13 protein-coding genes are annotated in these 13,942 nt (G+C 67.1%); 7 read left to right on the top strand and 6 right to left on the bottom strand.

Annotated features, from left to right (window positions below):
* Nucleotides 1–60: 60 nt before the first annotated feature.
* The 3 genes from O7R11_RS02585 (at nt 61) to O7R11_RS02575 (ending at nt 2,478) form a co-directional block, all read left to right on the top strand.
* Nucleotides 61–1,056: an SPFH domain-containing protein gene (locus tag O7R11_RS02585; protein ID WP_337995921.1), complete on the top strand. Its 996-nt coding sequence runs from the start codon at nt 61–63 to the stop codon at nt 1,054–1,056.
* Nucleotides 1,053–1,526, top strand: coding sequence for an NfeD family protein (locus tag O7R11_RS02580; protein ID WP_337995920.1), 474 nt, complete (start codon nt 1,053–1,055; stop codon nt 1,524–1,526). The genes O7R11_RS02585 and O7R11_RS02580 overlap by 4 nt, the downstream gene beginning before the upstream one ends.
* A gap of 82 nt (nt 1,527–1,608) precedes the next feature.
* Entirely contained in the window at nt 1,609–2,478 is an 870-nt protein-coding gene (locus tag O7R11_RS02575) for a coiled-coil domain-containing protein (RefSeq protein WP_337995919.1), read from the top strand.
* A gap of 45 nt (nt 2,479–2,523) precedes the next feature.
* Here O7R11_RS02575 and O7R11_RS02570 read toward each other — a convergent pair whose 3' ends face one another.
* The 6 genes from O7R11_RS02570 to O7R11_RS02545 all read right to left on the bottom strand — a co-directional run bounded on the left by O7R11_RS02570 (nt 2,524) and on the right by O7R11_RS02545 (nt 8,164).
* Entirely contained in the window at nt 2,524–2,937 is a 414-nt protein-coding gene (locus O7R11_RS02570; RefSeq protein WP_337995918.1) for an OadG family protein, read from the bottom strand.
* A 561-nt stretch (nt 2,938–3,498) separates the two neighbouring features.
* Nucleotides 3,499–3,960 (bottom strand): OadG family transporter subunit, encoded by a 462-nt coding sequence (locus O7R11_RS02565; protein ID WP_337995917.1) that lies wholly within the window; start codon nt 3,958–3,960, stop codon nt 3,499–3,501.
* Between the two features lie 484 nt (nt 3,961–4,444).
* A complete protein-coding gene (locus O7R11_RS02560; RefSeq protein ID WP_420792966.1) occupies nt 4,445–5,599 on the bottom strand; it encodes a sodium ion-translocating decarboxylase subunit beta in 1,155 nt (384 codons plus the stop codon).
* Nucleotides 5,600–5,649: 50 nt separating this feature from the next.
* The gene (locus O7R11_RS02555) at nt 5,650–6,060 is read right to left on the bottom strand and encodes an acyl-CoA carboxylase biotin carboxyl carrier protein subunit (protein WP_337995916.1); all 411 of its coding nucleotides are present in this window, start codon (nt 6,058–6,060) and stop codon (nt 5,650–5,652) included.
* 6 nt (nt 6,061–6,066) lie between these two features.
* On the bottom strand, nt 6,067–6,519 hold the full coding sequence (locus tag O7R11_RS02550; protein ID WP_337995915.1) for an OadG family transporter subunit: 453 nt from the start codon (nt 6,517–6,519) through the stop codon (nt 6,067–6,069).
* 91 nt (nt 6,520–6,610) lie between these two features.
* Complete coding sequence (locus tag O7R11_RS02545) at nt 6,611–8,164, bottom strand: acyl-CoA carboxylase subunit beta (RefSeq protein WP_337995914.1); 1,554 nt, start codon at nt 8,162–8,164, stop codon at nt 6,611–6,613.
* A 918-nt stretch (nt 8,165–9,082) separates the two neighbouring features.
* Here O7R11_RS02545 and O7R11_RS02540 point away from each other — a divergent pair.
* From O7R11_RS02540 to O7R11_RS02525, 4 genes are read left to right on the top strand one after another with little or no spacing between them, the layout of a single operon-like run.
* A complete protein-coding gene (locus tag O7R11_RS02540) occupies nt 9,083–10,036 on the top strand; it encodes a bifunctional riboflavin kinase/FAD synthetase (protein WP_337995913.1) in 954 nt (317 codons plus the stop codon).
* 5 nt (nt 10,037–10,041) lie between these two features.
* A complete protein-coding gene (gene ileS, locus O7R11_RS02535) occupies nt 10,042–12,858 on the top strand; it encodes an isoleucine--tRNA ligase (RefSeq protein ID WP_337996275.1) in 2,817 nt (938 codons plus the stop codon).
* Nucleotides 12,859–13,329 (top strand): signal peptidase II, encoded by a 471-nt coding sequence (gene lspA / locus O7R11_RS02530; protein WP_337995912.1) that lies wholly within the window; start codon nt 12,859–12,861, stop codon nt 13,327–13,329. It abuts the gene before it with no gap.
* Nucleotides 13,326–13,940 carry a DUF3035 domain-containing protein gene (locus tag O7R11_RS02525; RefSeq protein WP_337995911.1) on the top strand — a complete coding sequence of 205 codons (615 nt, stop codon included), beginning with the start codon at nt 13,326–13,328 and terminating at the stop codon, nt 13,938–13,940. The genes lspA and O7R11_RS02525 overlap by 4 nt, the downstream gene beginning before the upstream one ends.
* Nucleotides 13,941–13,942: the final 2 nt, after the last annotated feature.

Raw genomic sequence — 13,942 nt, 5'->3', positions numbered from 1 at the left:
ACCGCCTCCCCCCCCGTCGTTCCCGCATCGCACGGAACGGCAACCACAAGGATGCCCCCGATGCTGAGCCTGCTGCCGATCTTCGCGATTGTCGTGGTGCTGTTGACCCTGCTGTTCCTCTTCATGGCGGTCAAGGTCGTCTCCCAGGGATGGGAATGCACGGTCGAGCGCTTCGGCCAATACACCCGGACCCTGGCCCCCGGCCTGCACGTCATCCTTCCGTTCATCGACCGCATCGGCGCCCGCCTGAACATGATGGAGCAGGTTCTCGACGTCCCCAGCCAGGACGTCATCACCCGCGACAACGCCATGGTCACGGTAGACGGGGTGATCTTCTATCAGGTTCTCGACGCTGCGAAGGCCGCCTACGAAGTCCGGCAGCTGGAATTCGCGGTCCTGAACCTGACGATGACCAACATCCGCACGGTGATGGGCGGCATGGATCTGGACGAACTGCTGTCGCAACGCGACAAGATCAACGCCGAACTGCTGACCGTGGTCGATCAGGCGACCAACGCCTGGGGCGTCAAGGTCACCCGCATCGAGATCAAGGACATCAGCCCGCCCATCGATCTGGTCGATGCGATGGGGCGGCAGATGAAGGCCGAACGCCTGAAACGCGCATCGATCCTGGAGGCCGAGGGCGAGCGCCAGTCCGCGATCCTGAAGGCCGAGGGCCTGAAGCAGTCCGCGATCCTGAAGGCCGAGGGCGGACGGGAGGCCGCATTCCGCGAGGCCGAAGCGCGCGAACGCTCCGCCCAGGCGGAGGCCAAGGCGACCCAGGTGGTGTCGGAGGCGATCGCCAACGGCAACGTGCAGGCGATCAACTACTTCGTGGCGCTGAAGTACGTCGAAAGCCTGCGCGACATCGCGAGCGCCCCCAACGGCAAACTGATCCTGATGCCCTGGGAGGCCTCCGGCGTCCTCGGCTCCCTGGGCGGCATCGGCGAGATCGCGAAGCAGGTGTTCGGCCCCCCGCAGGCACCGGCGCCCGAAGCCGCCGCGCCGTCTCCCGCCCCGTCCGCCGTGCCGCGCGGCGAAGGGCCGTGGTCATGATGGACTGGGCGGAGATCGTCGCCGCGCCGATCGGCTTCTGGCACTGGTGGATCGCCGCGGCGGTTTTCGGCGCCCTGGAAATGGGGCTGCCGGGCATCGTCTTCCTCTGGCTGTGCCTTGCCGCCGTCGTCAACGGCTTCCTCGTCCTGGCCGCCGCCGCCCTGGGGTGGACGCCGGTCTGGGAGGTGCAGTCGCTGACGTTCTCGGTGCTCGGGCTGATGTCGGTGGCCGCCGGGCGCAGGCTCTGGCGCCGCCGCAGCGGCAGCGCGCACCCCACGCTCAACCGGCGCGGCAGCGAGCTGGTCGGCCGCATCTATCCCCTGGAACGGCCGATCGAAAGCGGCCGGGGGCGGATACGCCTCGGCGACACCCTGTGGCTGGTCAGCGGGCCGGATCTGCCGGCCGGAACCCGGGTGCGCGTCACCGGCATCGACGGCGCGACGCTGACCGTCGAAGCCGCCGGAAACTGACCCGCCGGGTCATCGGATTCACCGAATCTTAAAACCGCTGGGGGTAGAGTCCGGCATCGGTTCTCTCGAATCGGATGCCGCCATGCCCACTGCCGCCGCCGCCCCCACCGACCCCTCGATGCGCTTTTTACAGCGCCTGATGGCGGCGCTGGCGCATGGCCAGCGCCTCGACGACCCGCGCGATTCGGTGATCTGCCGCCGCTGGGTGGAAATCGTCGAGGGGATTCCGGACGGCAAGCTCTTCCAGATCATCCCGCAGACCCTGCGCGGCCTGTTCCGCGACCCGGAGGCGAAGGCGCGGCTGGAACGCAGCGGCCTGCGCGCCGACCTGCCGCTGCGCGTCGAGGCGATCGCGCCTTACGTGGTGAGCTTCCGCCGCTTCATGGCGGCACGCAGCGGCACCGCCGACGAAGAGGTGACGCGCGGCGTCATCGCCGGGCTGCGCCTCGAGCTGCGCCGCCTGAAGCGCCAGTTCGATCACATCTTCGACCAGGCCGCGGGCCTGGAGGCGGAACGCGACCGCCTGGAAGGCGAAAACCGCGCGCTCAGGCAAGAGGTGCTCTCCCTCCGCCTCGAACGCGACGAGGCGCAGCGCCAGGTCGGCGAGGCGCGCTCCAAGGCGTTCCGCTTCCTCCGGCTCTATCTGTTCATGCTCAAGGAGGAGTTGCAGCGCCGCCGCAGCGACCCGATCCGCATGGTCACCGTGGAGGTGGCGATCGAGACCAATCTCGCCACCCTCGAAGCCCTGGGCTGGCAGGAGCAGGCGCGCAAGAGCGCCATGGATATCCTCGGCCCCGAGCTCTATGCCGCCTATTTCGACGGCGGCGCGGTGCCCGAGCCCACCGACCCGCCGTCGCCGGAAATCCCGCACCCCGGCTCCGCCCCCTACTTCCCGCTGGGGCGGATGCGCAGCGAAGCGCCGCCCGGCTTCACCGGCAAGCCGCTGCAATAAAAAAACGGGGCGCGCTGCGCCCCGTTCTCTTTTACGGGTTTCCCCTCAGCTCTTCCGCAACGTGCCGATGCTTCCAACCGGCTTCGGCGCCTTCGCGGCGTGCGAGGCATAGATGCTCTGGCGTCCCTGCGAGGTCCAGCTCACCGATTCCTTGCCCGGCGCATGCACGATCACGTTGCGCACCTGCGCGCCCAGCACGTAGCTCGCCGCAGCGATGATCGCCACCAGCGGAATCTCGTCGGCCGCCGCCGCAGGGGCCGCGGAAGCGGCGGGAGCCTGCGCAGCGGCCTCAGTTTTTCCCGGCGAGGTCTTCCCCTTCGGGGATTTCTCCGCCTTGGCGAAGTAGGTGCCGACGATCGACGTGGCGAACCAGATCGAGATCAGCGCCGTCATCACCACGGTGATGCCCAGAAGCGCGTTCTCCCATGGCGCCAACCCGCCCATGGCCTGCTGCGCCAACTGCGCGACGTCCCCTCCCGACGCGAGGGGCGCCATACCTTCATACAAAGCACTCATGTTTCACGTTCTCCATCGAGGGTCCCAGCGGAAGGCCCTCCCCGCCCGGGCATGCCGAGGCATACCGAAGGCGGGCGCCATCCGTATCAAACTCCGGTGGACGCAATTGCATCGGACATTGGAGGTTCCCCCCTCCCCCGACACAGCCACGCGCGGGAACCCAACCGGCGGGCAAAAGCCGCCGGGAACCGGGCCGAATTGCGAAGCGCCCGGTGGCGGAGCCGCCCTGAGGGCGGGCCGCGGTTCCTCGCCGCGCCCGGGCCGCGCACGGCCGGGCGCCCCATACGCCACGCGGCGCGATGCGCCGCCCTGCGGCCGTTATCCGAGGATTCGGCCACGTTTGCTTTGGTTGCTTTGTAACATGACGCCGGGGGGAAGCGGAGTCATTTCGACGCATTTTGGGCTAAATTTCGCCACTTTTTCGCCATATTTATCCGCGGGCAGGGAAAAGGCGGCGCTCGAAAGCGCCGCCCGTAACGTTTGGAGACAGAAAGCTGAAGTGGCTTACTTCGTCTTGATGGTGCCCAACGAAGACACCGAGCTCGGAGCCTTCGCCGCGTGGGAGGCATAGATCGACTGCCGCCCTTGTGATGTCCATGCAATGGACGCCATCCCTGGAGCGTTCACCACGACGTTGCGGATCGGTGCCTGCACCATCTGCACCGCCGCCGCGATGATCACGGCCAGAGGAATGTCGGAAGAGGCCGCCGCCGCGGAAGCCGCAGCCGGAGCCGCAGCAGTAGCCTTCGGGGCGGCCTCAGATTTTCCCGGCGCGGACGCCTTCTTCTTGTTGAAGTAGTTGCCGACCGCCGAGGTGGCGAACCAGATCGAGGTCAGGGCGGTCAGAACCACCCCCATCCCCATCAAGCCGTTGGCCCACGGAGCCAACTTGTCCGCGGCCTGGGCGACCTGCGCGACGTCGGCCACAGAGGCCGCGGCGTTCAGGATTTGGATTTCGAGAGCCATACTTGGTCACTCCATCGATGTTTCCGGTGCGGACCGCTGCGAGGACGAGGAGGCTCGAACCCGCAATCGGATGCCGCAATCGTTCCGGCATAAGGCCAAAGCGACGCCGTCAACTTCGCTGGACACGCGTTCTCCCGGCACGGGGGAGCCCTCCCCCGCTGGGACGAAAACGCGAAACGGGAACCCGCTCCTCCGCGAACGGAGGCGGGAGGAGGACCGCCCAAAAGCGGCCCTGTCCCCCATCCGATCGCCCGTGCGAGCACGGAGCGACCGGCGGTCCCACGCAACATCCGGAGAGACCCCCCGGACGCCCAACCCAGTCAAACGACGTAAAGTCGTTCGGTCACATAGTCTGCTGCGCGGTGTGACGATGTTGCCATCGACGGGGTGCCCCCACCCCCCACGCAAAAACGCTTAGTGCAACCGTACCAGAACTCGGTGCGGCGGAGCGAGACGGAAATCCGGCCCGCTCCGCCGTCGGATCTTAGTGGCCACCCAGGGTGGCGATGAAGTAACCGGCGATCACCGCCGTGCCGATCACGCCGGCCACGTTCGGGCCCATCGCATGCATCAGCAGGAAGTTCTGCCGGTCATGCGAAGCGCCGACCACCTGCGAGACGCGGGCGGCCATCGGCACCGCGGACACGCCGGCGGAACCGATCAGCGGGTTGATCGGGTTGGAGCGGTTGATCGTGAGGTTCATCAGCTTGGCCATCAGCACGCCGGCCGCGGTGGCGACACCGAAGGCGACGACGCCCATCACCAGGATCTTCAGGGTGGCGAGCTGCAGGAAGTTGTCGCCCGACATCGTCGCACCCACGGAGGTGCCGAGGAAGATCGTGGTGATGTTGATGATCTCGTTCTGCGAAGCCTTGTTCAGACGGTCGCAGACGTTGCTCTCGCGGATGAAGTTGCCGAGGAACAGCATGCCCAGCAGCGGAGCGGACGGCGGCACCAGGAGAATGGTGAGCGCGCAGCTCATCGCGGCGAAGATCAGCTTCTCGGCACGCCCCACCGGACGCAGCGACTTCATACGGATCATCTTTTCCTTATGAGTGGTCAGCGCGTTCATGATCGGCGGCTGGATCATCGGCACCAGCGCCATGTAGGAGTACGCGGCCACCGCCACCGCGCCGATGAGGTGCGGAGCGAGCTTGCCGGCCAGCAGGATCGTCGTCGGGCCGTCGGCGCCGCCGATGATGCCGATGGTGGCGGATTCACCTTCGGTGAAGCCCATCGCGTAGTAGGCGGTGAAGTAGGTCGCCGCCACGCCGAACTGGGCCGCGCCGCCAAGCAGAAGGGTGCGCGGGTTGGCGATCAGCGGACCGAAGTCGGTGAGCGCGCCCACGCCGAGGAAGATGATCGGCGGGAACAGTTCGAGGTGAATACCCTGCGAGATGTACCAGTAGAGGCCGCCCGGAACGTGCTGGCCATTGATCACTTCCGGGGCGTTCCACATGTTCTCGCACGGCAGATTGGCGAGGAAAGCGCCGAAGGCGATCGGAACGAGCAAGAGCGGTTCGAATTCCTTGACCACGGCCAAGTAGAACATCACCGCGCAGACCGCCCACATCACGATCATCTTCCAGGAGACATCGTCGAACCCGGTCAGATCGCTCAACAGTTGGGTCATATCCATCGTGTGTAAGACCTTATCCCTTGGTTACGCCATCATGGCTTGGCCATGTATTAGCCCAGGGTGCAAAGAACCTGGTTCTCGTTGACGGTCTGACCCTGCGCGACGTCGATCGACTTCACGGTGCCGGCGCACGGCGCGGTGATCGGGGTCTGCATCTTCATCGCCTCGAGAGTCATCAGCTCGTCGCCTTCCTTGACCGAGGCGCCGACGGTGGTGGTGATCTTGGTCACCGAACCGGCGAGCGGGCAGGTCACGACGGTGCCGCCGGCCGGAGCGGCCGGAGCGGCCTTCGGAGCCGGAGCCGGGGCGGCGGCCGGAGCCGGGGCAGCGGCCGGAGCCGGAGCGGCGGCCGGAGCGGCGGCGACGACCGGGGCCGGAGCGGCGGCGGCGGCGGCGGCGCCGACGACTTCCACATCGACGTCGTAGGTCTTGCCTTCAACGGTAATCTTAAGCTTGGTCATTTCCCATTATCCCTTCTTGACGGCGCTGAGGCCGGATACGTCGCGCGGCGCTTTCGCCGAGTGCGACGCAAAGATCGCTTCACGACCCTGGATCGCCCAGTTCGCATTCGAGTGAGCCGGAGCGCTGATCACAACGCTCCGCATCGGCTGATTGACGATTTGAGCCGCCGCCGCGAGAATCACCGCGATCGGAAGGCTCACCGCCGCCTGCGACGCGACCGGAGCGGCAGCCGTAGACGCTACCGGCGCTTTCGAAGCGGCATCAGTTTTTTTTGGCGCGTTCTTTATGAAATACTTGCCGACCAGGGCACTGGCGAACCAGCAGCCGGTCAGCGCAATCATAACAACGGCCATCCCCATCAGACCGCCCAGCCATGCCGGCGGGGGCTCCTGCGCGGCGGCAACCTGCGCGACATCCGTCACGGACGCGGCAGCATTGGCGAGTTGTACGTAGTCCATTTCGCTTTCTGTCTCCTAGTGGGTCCGGCCTCCGCTACGGGGACGCGGATCCGCATCCGCGCCCCCGCCGGAACTCCGAGAACCCGATCCCTTACAACGGAATGTTGCCGTGCTTCTTCGGCGGACGGGTTTCCCGCTTCGAGAGCAGGGTCCGGAGCGCCAAAGCGATGGAGGCACGCGAACGCGCCGGGTCGATCACATCGGTGATCTGCACCTTGCCCGCGGCCTGGTAGGGGTTCTGGAACTCCTTGGAGTAGGCGGCCACGACTTCGGCGCGCTTCTTCGCCGGGTCCTTGGCTTCCTTGATCTCCTTGCTGTAGAGGATGTTCGCAGCGCCGTCGGCGCCCATCACCGCGATTTCGGCGGTCGGCCAGGCGAAGACGATGTCCGCGCCGAGCGAGCCCGGGCACATCGCCAGGTAGGAGCCGCCGTAGGCCTTGCGCAGGACCAGGGTGACCTTCGGAACCGTCGAGGCGGAATAGGCGAACAGCAGCTTCGCGCCGTGACGGATGATGCCGCCGCGCTCCTGCGCCACGCCCGGCAGATAGCCGGGGGTGTCAACGAGATTCAGCAACGGGATGTTGAACGCGTTGCAGAAGCGGATGAAGCGGGCGCCCTTGTCCGAGGCGTCGATGTCGATGCAGCCCGCCTTGAACGCCGGCTGGTTGGCGATGATGCCGACGACGACGCCGCCGACACGGCCCCAACCCACCACCATGTTCTTGGCGAATTCCTTGTGGACTTCCAGGAAGTCGCCGCCATCGACGAGGCGCGTGATCACCGGCTTGACGTCGAGCGGAACCCGGTTGGTCTCGGGGATCAGCTCGTTCATCTCCGGATCGTCGGCGAGCACCAGCTCGTCGGTCAGGTGATGCGGCGGCTCTTCCATGTTGTTGGAAGGCAGGAACGACAGGATCTTGTGGGTGATGGCGATCGCGTCGCGGTCGTCTTCGGCGATGAAGTGGATGTTGCCGGAAACCGAGGCGTTGGCCTGGGCCGAGCCGATTTCCGCCATGGTGCAGACCTGACCGGTCACCGCCTTGATCACTTCCGGACCCGTGATGAACATGTTCGCGGTGTTCCGCGTCATGATCAGGAAGTCCATCAGAGCCGGCGAATACGCCGCGCCGCCCGCGCACGGGCCGGCGATGACGGCGATCTGCGGCACCACGCCCGAAGCCAGAACGTTGCGATAGAAGATATCGCCATAGCCGTTCAGAGCGTCGGTCGCTTCCTGGATGCGCGCCCCACCGGAGTCGTTGATGCCGATGATCGGCATGCCCGCCTTGACCGCGAATTCCTGCAGCTGGGCGATCTTCAGCGCGTGCCGCGACCCCAGGGAGCCACCGGAAGCGGTGAAGTCCTGGGAGTACGCCGCGACCGGCTTGCCGCCGCAGTAGCCGACGCCGGTGATCACGCCGTCACACGGAATGTCTTTGTCGTCCATGCCAAAACCGCGGGTGGCGTGACGCACCAGCAGGCCGAATTCCTGGAAGGTTTCCGGCATGAACAGCAGGTCCAACCGCTCGCGGGCGGTCAGCTGACCCTTTTGGTGGCGCTTTTCGGCCTTTTCGGGACCGCCGCCAGCAAGCGCCGTAGCACGGCGCTTTTCAAGTTCTTCGAGGAGTTCTTTTGCTATCGCCATTGGGATACACGTTTCCGATAATTTCAAGGCAAGGAGGGCATATGTATCATTGTTCTTTGCCGCGTTCCAGCCTCGTGTGACACCAGGGATTCAGCACCGACTGCTGCGTCCGGACGCCGGAAAACCGGCACCTGAAACGCAACGTTTCCGCCGTCTTCGGCGGAGAAAACGGCCTGCACGCTACGCAAGCCGAACCGTCCGCGGCACGGCGCATTCCACGGGACGGTTGTCTTTCCGAATAGACGATTGCCAGACCGGGCACACGCAAAAAGCCGCGCATGGAAAAGAACCCGCGGAACCGCCAAGAATAAGAATCAGGGAGGGTAATACAGGACAAAAGAAAGGTGGAGACGGCACTTGCGGCCCCGCCGAAAATCGGCAAAGCCGGACGTGCCGCCGTCGCCCGGACCCCCATCCGGGAAACGACCTCGATCAAAGAGGCCCCCAAAAGCGGAGCCCCGACGCACCCCGTGAATACAGGCATTGTCGAGCCAGCCCCTGCTGTTTATCACGCGGCCCTACTCTCCCCAGAGGCCACGTGTTCGCTTTTCGAGGCAGCCGTCTAGCATGAAACCCGACGTGGTGCAATTTTATCCGTAAGGATGGGACAGTCTTCCTGACCAAAAAACCTGCCCCGGCAGCCCCGGACTCGTCGAAAACCCGCGCATTCCCAACGACTTTCAAGAAAATTGAAGCGCTTGCGGCAAAACCGGCGACGGCGCGGCGCACGCCGCCCGCCCGCCTTCCGCCACCACCCGCGGCGCGGCGCGCCTCCCCGCCCGGGGAGGATTCGCCTGCCGCGCCGCGCCGCCTTTTTCCGCGCTTGCGCACGAGTCCCGGGGTGGGACGCACATCCGGGTTGCGCCGCGCGGCAGGATCGCATACCCCTATGCGGCGAAGATAAAGGACTCTGCGGTCATGATCATCCTGCGGCACACCGACGACGTTCCGGCGCGCTACCGCGGCGGCATCGTCGCCATCGGCAATTTCGACGGCGTGCACCGCGGCCACCGGGCGATCATCGCCACCGCCGCCGCGCTCGCCCGCGCCGAGGACCGCCCGTTCGGCATCCTCACCTTCGAGCCGCACCCGCGCGCGGCATTCCAGCCCGATCTCGCGCCCTTCCGCCTCACCCCCTTCCGCGTCAAGGCGCGGCTGGTGGAGGAGCTGGGGGCCGACTTCATGTTCGTGCAGGCCTTCGACCTCGCCTATGCGCAGACCACCTCGGACGCCTTCATCCAGCACACCCTCCTGGAGGCGCTGGACGTCCGCCACATCGTCATCGGCCACGACTACGCCTTCGGCCGCGGCCGCACCGGCACCCCGGATTCGCTGCGCCGCGCCGGAGCGGCGCACGGCTTCGGCGTCACCGAGCTGGCCGCGGTGATCGGCCCCGCGGGCACCGCGTTCTCCTCCACCGGGGCGCGCGACGCCATCCGCGAGGGGCGCTGCGCCGACGCGCACGCCATCCTCGGCCGCGACTGGTCGGTGGAGGGCCGCGTCGAGCACGGCGAGGCGCGCGGCCGCGGCATCGGCTTCCCCACCGCCAACGTCCACCTCACCGACAGCCTGCGCCCGCGCGCCGGGGTCTATGCGGTGCGGGCGACCATCGACGACGACCCGCGGGTCTACCCCGGGGTGGCCAACTGCGGCACCCGGCCCACCTTCGACGGCAAGGGCACCGTGCTGGAAGTGCATCTGTTCGACCTGCAGGAAAATCTCTATGATCGCCACCTTCGCGTCGCGTTCATCCACTTCCTGCGCGACGAACGCAAATTCGACGGCATCGCGGCGCTGACCCGCCAAATCGAAAGCGATGCTTCCACCGCGCGCCGGATTCTCGCAGAACCGGCGCAAACCGCGAGCGTGTGACCAAGATGAGCGTGGAGACCAAATCGACCGTGTTCCTGCCCCGCACCTCCTTCGGGATGAAGGCGGGCCTGCCGAACCTCGAGCCCAAGCTGCTCGCCCGATGGGCGGCGATCGACCTGGAAGGACGGCTGCGCAAGGCCTCTGCGGGCCGCGAGCCGTTCATCCTGCACGACGGCCCGCCCTATGCGAACGGCAACCTGCACATCGGCCACGCGCTCAACAAGATTCTCAAGGACGTGATCGTCCGCTCCCAGCAGATGATGGGCAAGGACGCCCGCTACGTGCCGGGCTGGGACTGCCACGGCCTGCCGATCGAGTGGAAGATCGAGGAGAAGTACCGCGCCGCGGGCAAGGACAAGGACGCCGTGCCGGTGGTCGAGTTCCGCAAGGAGTGCCGCGATTTCGCCGCCCACTGGATCGACGTGCAGAGCGCCGAGTTCCAGCGCCTCGGCGTGTGCGGCAACTGGGAAACCCCCTACACCACGATGACCTACGCCGCCGAGGCGCGCATCGTCGCCGAGCTGGGCAAGTTCGTGCTGAACGGCGGACTCTACAAGGGCGCGAAGCCGGTGCTGTGGTCGGTGGTGGAAAAGACCGCGCTCGCCGAAGCCGAGGTGGAGTACCACGACCACACCTCCACCACCATCTGGGTGCGCTTCCCGGTGGTCAAGGCGGCGCACATCGCGCTCGAGGGCGCGGCGGTGGTGATCTGGACGACCACGCCCTGGACGATGCCGGGCAACCGCGCCATCGCCTACGGCCCGGACTTCCTCTACACCGTGGCCGAGGTCAAGGCCGCCGGCGGGATGAGCCTGGCGCGCCCGGGCGAGCGCTTCGTCGTGCTCTCCGACCTGCTGCCCGAGGTGGCGCGCGAGGCCAACATCACCGAATACGCCATTCTCGCCGAGATCAAGGGCTCGGACATGGCGGGCACGGTGTGCCGCCACCCGCTCGCCGCCCGGGGCTACGGCTTCGACGTGCCGCTGCTCGCCGGCGACTTCGTCACCACCGACCAGGGCACCGGCTTCGTCCACATGGCGCCGGGCCACGGCGAGGACGACTGGCGGCTGTGCGTCGCCAACGGCATCGCGGTGCCTTCCACCGTCTCCGACGACGGCACCTACTATCCGCAGGTGCCTCTCTTCGCCGGCAAGCACGTGTTCAAGGTGGCCCCCGACGTGCTCGCCGCGATGACCCGCGAGGGCGCGCTCTTGGCCTCCGGCAAGCTGGTGCACAGCTACCCGCACTCCTGGCGCTCCAAGGCGCCCCTGATCTTCCGCAACACGCCGCAGTGGTTCATCTCGATGGAGACCAACGGCCTGCGCGACGCCGCCTTGAAGGCGATCGACGCCACCCGCTGGATTCCGGCGCAGGGCAAGAACCGCATCCAGGCGATGGTGGAAGGCCGCCCCGACTGGTGCGTCTCGCGCCAGCGCGCCTGGGGCGTGCCGATCGCGGTGTTCATGGACAAGGCCACCGGCGAGCCGCTGCGCGATGCGGCGGTGATGGCGCGCGTCGTCGCCGCGGTGGCGGAGGAGGGGGCCGACGTGTGGTTCACCGCCCCTGCCGAGCGCTTCCTCGCGCCGGACCACGACGCGGCGAAGTATGAAAAGGTGATGGACATCCTGGACGTGTGGTTCGATTCCGGATGCACCCACGCCTTCGTGCTGGAGGACCGGGACGACCTTTCCTGGCCCGCCGCGATGTACCTCGAAGGCTCGGACCAGCACCGCGGCTGGTTCCAGTCGTCGCTGCTGGAAAGCTGCGGCACGCGCGGCCGCGCGCCCTACGACACGGTGCTCACCCACGGCTTCGTCCTCGACGAGCAGGGCCGCAAGATGTCCAAATCCCTGGGCAACACCGTCGCGCCGCAGGACGTCACCCAGCAGATGGGCGCGGACATCCTGCGCCTGTGGGTGGTCGGCTCCGACTACACCGAGGATTTGCGCATCGGCAAGGAAATCCTGTCGCGCACCACCGACGTCTACCGCCGCCTGCGCAACACCCTGCGCTACCTGCTCGGCAACCTCAACGGATTCGCCGAGACCGAGCGCGTGGCGTTCGCCGACATGCCGGAGCTGGAGCGCTGGGTGCTGCACCGCCTCGCCGACCTCGACGCCCACGTGCGGCGCACCTGCACCGAGACCTTCGCCTTCCACGAACTGTTCCAGGAAATCCACAACTTCTGCGCCGTGGACCTCTCGGCCTTCTACTTCGACATCCGCAAGGACTGCCTCTACTGCGACGCGCTCGACGATCCGCAGCGGCGCGCCTGCCGCACCGTCTTGGACATCGTGTTCAACACCCTGGTCGCCTGGCTTGCGCCGTTCACCTGCTTCACCGCGGAAGAGGCCTGGATGTGCCGCCACCCGGACAGCGCGGAGAGCGTCCACGAGCAGGCCTTCCCGGAAATTCCGGTGCAGTGGCGGGACGAAGACCTCGCCGCCCGCTGGGAGAAGGTGCGCACGGTGCGCCGCGTCGTCACCGGCGCGCTGGAGAAGGAACGCGCCGCCAAGCGCATCGGCGCGAGCCTCCAGGCCGCCCCGGCGGTCTACCTGCCCGCCGACCTCGCCGCGTTGTGCGCCGCGCTGCCGATGGCCGACATCTGCATCACCTCCGGCATCGAACTGTCCACCGGCGAAGCCCCGGCGGACGCCTTCACCCTCGAGGACGCGCCCGGCATCGCCTGCGTGCCCGCCCTCGCCGAGGGCGCGAAGTGCGACCGCTGCTGGAAGGTGCTGCCCGATGTGGACACCCACGAACACGCAGGCGTCTGCGGCCGCTGCGCCGACGCCATCGACCGCTGGGAGGCGCAGGCGTAAATGAAGCGCGGGCTGACTCTCGCCGCTCTCGTGATCCTGCTCGACCAGATCGGCAAGATGCTGATCCTGGACCTGATGCAGCCGCCGCGGGTGATCGAGATTCTGCCGGGGTTCAATCTGGTGCTGGCGATGAACCGCGGCGTCAGCTTCTCGCTGTTCGCCTCGCATGCGGACTCCGCGCCCTACCTGCTCTCCGGCCTCGCCGTCGCGGTGTGCGCCGGGCTTCTCTGGTGGCTGCGCCGCGGCGATGCGCCCGCCACCGCCGTCGGTCTGGTGATCGGCGGCGCGCTCGGCAACGTCATCGACCGCCTGCGCTTCGGCGCGGTGGTGGACTTCCTCGACGTTCACTGGCAAACATGGCATTGGCCTGCGTTCAACGTTGCCGATTCCGCCATTTCCCTCGGCGCCGCGCTCCTCGTTTTCGACGCCTTGTTCTCGCATCCTCATCACGGTAAGATGCCGCCACCATGACCCAGACAGTCTCGAACCGCCGCCTTCTTTCCGCCGCGCCCCGCCTCGGGGGGCGTCTCCTGGTGCTGGCCGCCCTCTTCGGGCTCGCCGCCTGCGGCGACGTCAAGCAGCAGTTGGGCTTCAACCGCGAAGCGCCGGACGAATTCACCGTGCTGTCGCGCGCGCCGCTGTCGATCCCGCCGGACTTCGCGCTGCGCCCGCCGCAGCCCGGCACCGCCCGCCCGCAGGAAGGCACGGAGAAGGAGCGCGCCAAGGCCGCCCTGCTCGGCCGCTCCGCCAAGAACCCGCGCGTCTATGCGCGCGAGCTCGCCGCCGACACCCGCCTCAGCTCCGGCGAAAAGACCGTGCTGCTGAAGGCCGGGGCCAACGAGGCCGAGTCCGACATCCGCGACACCGTGGACCGCGAGACCTCGACCCTGGCCAAGGAAAAGGCCTCCTTCACCGACTACCTGGTGTTCTGGGAGGACCGCTCCTACAAGGGCTCCACGGTGGACGCGGCCAAGGAATCGCAGCGCATCCGCGAGAACATGGCTCTCGGCCGCGCGCTGTCGGAAGGCGAACCGCCGAAGATCCAGCGCCAGTCCAAGGGCATTCTGGAAGGTATCTTCTAAGT

Origin of the sequence: Oleispirillum naphthae (genome assembly GCA_027864655.1) — a bacterium.
In the GTDB taxonomy this organism is placed as follows: domain Bacteria; phylum Pseudomonadota; class Alphaproteobacteria; order Rhodospirillales; family Rhodospirillaceae; genus Oleispirillum; species Oleispirillum naphthae.
This window is presented reverse-complemented; position numbering and strand designations above follow the sequence as displayed.

Coding starts and splice junctions, on each gene's coding strand:
- O7R11_RS02585 (WP_337995921.1), top strand. CDS start 61: ATGCTGAGCCTGCTGCCGATCTTCGCGATTGTCGTGGTGCTGTTGACC.
- O7R11_RS02580 (WP_337995920.1), top strand. CDS start 1,053: ATGATGGACTGGGCGGAGATCGTCGCCGCGCCGATCGGCTTCTGGCAC.
- O7R11_RS02575 (WP_337995919.1), top strand. CDS start 1,609: ATGCCCACTGCCGCCGCCGCCCCCACCGACCCCTCGATGCGCTTTTTA.
- O7R11_RS02565 (WP_337995917.1), bottom strand. CDS start 3,960: ATGGCTCTCGAAATCCAAATCCTGAACGCCGCGGCCTCTGTGGCCGAC.
- O7R11_RS02560 (WP_420792966.1), bottom strand. CDS start 5,599: ATGGATATGACCCAACTGTTGAGCGATCTGACCGGGTTCGACGATGTC.
- O7R11_RS02555 (WP_337995916.1), bottom strand. CDS start 6,060: ATGACCAAGCTTAAGATTACCGTTGAAGGCAAGACCTACGACGTCGAT.
- O7R11_RS02550 (WP_337995915.1), bottom strand. CDS start 6,519: ATGGACTACGTACAACTCGCCAATGCTGCCGCGTCCGTGACGGATGTC.
- O7R11_RS02545 (WP_337995914.1), bottom strand. CDS start 8,164: ATGGCGATAGCAAAAGAACTCCTCGAAGAACTTGAAAAGCGCCGTGCT.
- O7R11_RS02540 (WP_337995913.1), top strand. CDS start 9,083: ATGATCATCCTGCGGCACACCGACGACGTTCCGGCGCGCTACCGCGGC.
- ileS (WP_337996275.1), top strand. CDS start 10,042: ATGAGCGTGGAGACCAAATCGACCGTGTTCCTGCCCCGCACCTCCTTC.
- lspA (WP_337995912.1), top strand. CDS start 12,859: ATGAAGCGCGGGCTGACTCTCGCCGCTCTCGTGATCCTGCTCGACCAG.
- O7R11_RS02525 (WP_337995911.1), top strand. CDS start 13,326: ATGACCCAGACAGTCTCGAACCGCCGCCTTCTTTCCGCCGCGCCCCGC.